We start from the raw sequence: 3528 nt of genomic DNA on the forward strand, positions 1-3528 counted from the left end.
AAGATCAACACACCCTAGCAAAGCACTAACAAGCGATGGAGCTCAAACTTCACCGTTAATGCTGTCGAATGTTATGGTTTTCGATGACGTCACTGCCGACAAAGGAGTGAGTGATGGCAAAGTCGCCTTGATTGCCTCTTCTGGTGTCGCAATTTTGGGCTCAGCGGCAACCGCTGTATACCTTGCAAAGAAAGGGATTATAAACAATGTCTTTAACAATCTTGGTTATACTTCAACCTCTGTTGGTCCAGGCACTGAGACAATGCACCTAACACGAGCACTTGATGATATGTATGAAATTGTGCAGGGGAACGGTGGGCAACAGGTTCTGGAGAATTATTTAACGTTCCCGACTCGTGAGTATGCTGAAGAATATTTCAGAAATGCGGTAACACCAACCGATTTAAATTACATGGCTCAGATGGGTTTCCGCAATGTAGAAACTGGTATGCCAGCGGACCAACTCACATTCGAGGAAAGTGCTGAGTATATTACAAAGATCGTTTCTAAAACTGCGCCAATAGAAGAACAAACAGTTATAAAGTTTGACTCTCAAGTACAAGCCGCAAACTTCGCAAGACAATTGGATTCATACCTTCTTAGAGAAGAAACAGCGGAACCTGGCATCCATCAATATGTCAATAGCATTAGTGTGATGATTGGAAAAGAAGAAGCGAATGCGGTGATAGCAGAACACGAGTCTGTGATAATTTTACACAGTGCTTCTGAGTTCGAATTTGGTTCGGCTGGTCAAATGGGAATTGGTGAATTTGTATCTCGTTTCGCTATCTCAAACGGATTCGATCAATATATTGTTGATAGTCTACCTTTTATATACAATTCTTCCAGATTGGCGGGTATTGGTTGGAGCTCTATTCCCGAGGATGTAAGCTTTTTAGCATCTAGTGTTATTCACAATTCATACCAACCGGGAATGACATTAGAAGAATTTTCATCGGCGGCTTTAGAAGCTTTAGAATTGGCTGGCGTTATCGCAGCATTATAATTTTTAACTAAGGTAGTCAGTGCCAAAAGTAAAGTTCTAGGTTTATTGCTTTTGCAAAGACTAAAAAGCTCGCTTCATTGGATGAGCGAGCTTTTTATTTCTTAACAATAGCTAATATAGTACCCATCGATAATTGGTACTATATCATCAATCCAATAACAAAATAGTCACGTTAACTCTTAAAGACTACAAGCTGATGTTGGTTTAGCGCCATTCCTTATTTCATTTCGCGATAAAACACGCTTTTTAAACAAATTAAACTTTATTCTTTCCTTGCGATGTGCGGTAAAACTAACTTGTAACTGAGCCTCTTCACCAAGAGCTAAACCGTCGTTTTCACTCATGTATTGGTACCATGAATTATTCTCTAGATCATTAAAGTTTTCTGGTATCTGACCTAAATAGCTAACATCAGCAGTAGCGATATGAGGCCATGCCGCCAACTGTTCTTCAAACAACGGAGTACACGATTCACAAGGAAGTTGGTTCACAAACACAGTTAAACTTCCACCCGATTCGAGGTCTCCACTGAGAATATCTTTTTCGATTTTTCTCATTGCTTTTATTTCAGCATCATTTGCCCTTGCATAAGATGAAGCTCTAAAATAACGACCGCCACTATGATACTCCTCTTCTGTAATCTTTCCCGTCACGAGGCGCTCATTAGCCCTCATTTCAGCCTCAATTTTTTGGGTAAAGTCAACATTATGACCTTGTAAGCCCGGAGTTGGTGTCTCACCACTAAAAGAGTGATATATACGAGTAGCACGTTCTCCATTTGGCATTGTGTAATGATATTCAAATCGTGCAATCGACTTTGAGCCGACTCTCTGGACACCTCGCTCTACATCACTTTTTTTAAAGTTGGCCGGAGATACAATGTCAATATATGCCTGACCATAAGAGTCAACAATTCTATCTACAGTGTCATTAAGTAATGTAGTGGCTACGCTCTCAGAGTCAGTAACCCGGGAAACATTGACATCGGCAGAAAAAACGGAAGCAGAGAAGATAGCAAGCGGCAGCGCTATTATTTTTGTTTTATTATTCATTGTTTTTTCCTTAATCTATCTCACAATATTCAGTTATAAATGCCTCTTGGCTCGCGGCAACCTCTTCATCTTCCCAGAGACCTTCCGCTCCTAATTCAGCAGCTTCGCCCGTAGTAAAGAAGTCAAACGAACTCAACCCCTCCATCGCCACCGCTAATGGTAAAAGCGTATTAAGCAAATTAGTTAAGAAGCTTTTTTGCTGACTGGTGTGGGAATATTTTGGCGTTATCGCTTGAGAGAACTCTTGCGTATACCAAGTCCAAAGTGCTTTGTCTGTCATATCAACAAAACACTGATTTCGTGTATTCTGTGAGCCTCGGTATTCAAAGTCTGAATTACAAGGGAAGTCAATGTAACCCACACGATCAACAAGTGCTGCTGAAAGGCGTGCTAATCGATACTGTGTTTTGAGATATTTACGGTTATGCTTATATGGATTAATAACAGAATTAATAGAACCGTTTAATACCGTTATTAAGTACTCTTTATCACTTTCCGATATCTGATTTAATCGATAAGTATCATTCAAAAATCTATCAATGACATCGGTATAAATCCCATTTCTTCTCCAACTAGATTCTTCGATTATATGACTCTTATCTCGCACAATTTGAACTGCTAACGCAAACTTTGAAACTAGTGCATGTACATTAAAACTATAATAGTCATCTTCAGCTGAGAAAATACTCCACGCTTTGTGATAAATATCAGGATCAACTTGAGCTTTCACGACATTTGCTCTAACAGCTAACGGGTCGTTGTGGTAGAAAAAGCTGCCTGGAACAGAGACACCACCCGGATTAAGTTGAACTTCGGAAAACTCGATTTTTGGCCTCGCTTTAGTGTAACCGGCTTCCCTGGTAAACAAACTCAGGGAAACAGTTTCAGACGGTTCTGCACCATAATGGCTTTTAAAGTCTCCCCATGCTTGTTGCCAAGTAATGTCATTAAGTAACCACTCTGAACTGTAGTCGATATTAGAGTAGTCTGAATCTGGCTGTAGCAGAAATATATCTTTTACATATTCAGCGGTATACCTCTTTTCCGTATCGCTGTGGTGAAGTGCCTTTATAAACGTATCAGCTTGTACAGCAAATGTACTCGATGGGTAGGGCGCTATTACCATGATTGCCAATAGCGATGTTTTCTTTATCATTCTTTCTTTTCCTTCTGATATTATTTCAAATGCATTGCACATGAAAACCAAATATCACACTCACAAAACTATATGTTTATAACAAACAGTCGATTTTTTATAATTATCACTGACAAGAATAATTTAAGTTATTATTTTCAAAGATTATTTTTCAACTAAAATCATAGTGATAAAGCAATCAAAAAATCATTGCCATAATGTATTTTATAATTACAAGCGGCTTTGTTGCGTAATTCGGACAGAAAACCAAATTGCCCGAAAATTGAGTGATTATTAAACAACATGCTGAGTTTCAGGCATACCAAGCCCTGTAA

General features: G+C 39.1%; 2 protein-coding genes and 1 pseudogene. 1 reads left to right on the top strand and 2 read right to left on the bottom strand.

Annotated elements, in window-relative coordinates; all coding sequences use genetic code 11:
• Positions 1-1006: pseudogene (locus tag KIV40_RS16445) on the top strand (hypothetical protein); the annotation flags it as partial.
• 179 nt (positions 1007-1185) lie between these two features.
• On the opposite strand, the gene KIV40_RS16450 reads toward KIV40_RS16445, so the two are convergent.
• Positions 1186-2058 (bottom strand): hypothetical protein, encoded by an 873-nt coding sequence (locus tag KIV40_RS16450; protein ID WP_285350254.1) that lies wholly within the window; start codon positions 2056-2058, stop codon positions 1186-1188.
• Between the two features lie 10 nt (positions 2059-2068).
• Positions 2069-3214, bottom strand: a complete 1146-nt coding sequence (locus KIV40_RS16455) for a hypothetical protein (RefSeq protein WP_285350255.1) — start codon at positions 3212-3214, stop codon at positions 2069-2071.
• Positions 3215-3528 lie beyond the last annotated feature (314 nt).

The sequence above is a fragment of the Vibrio sp. D173a genome, from assembly GCF_030248475.1.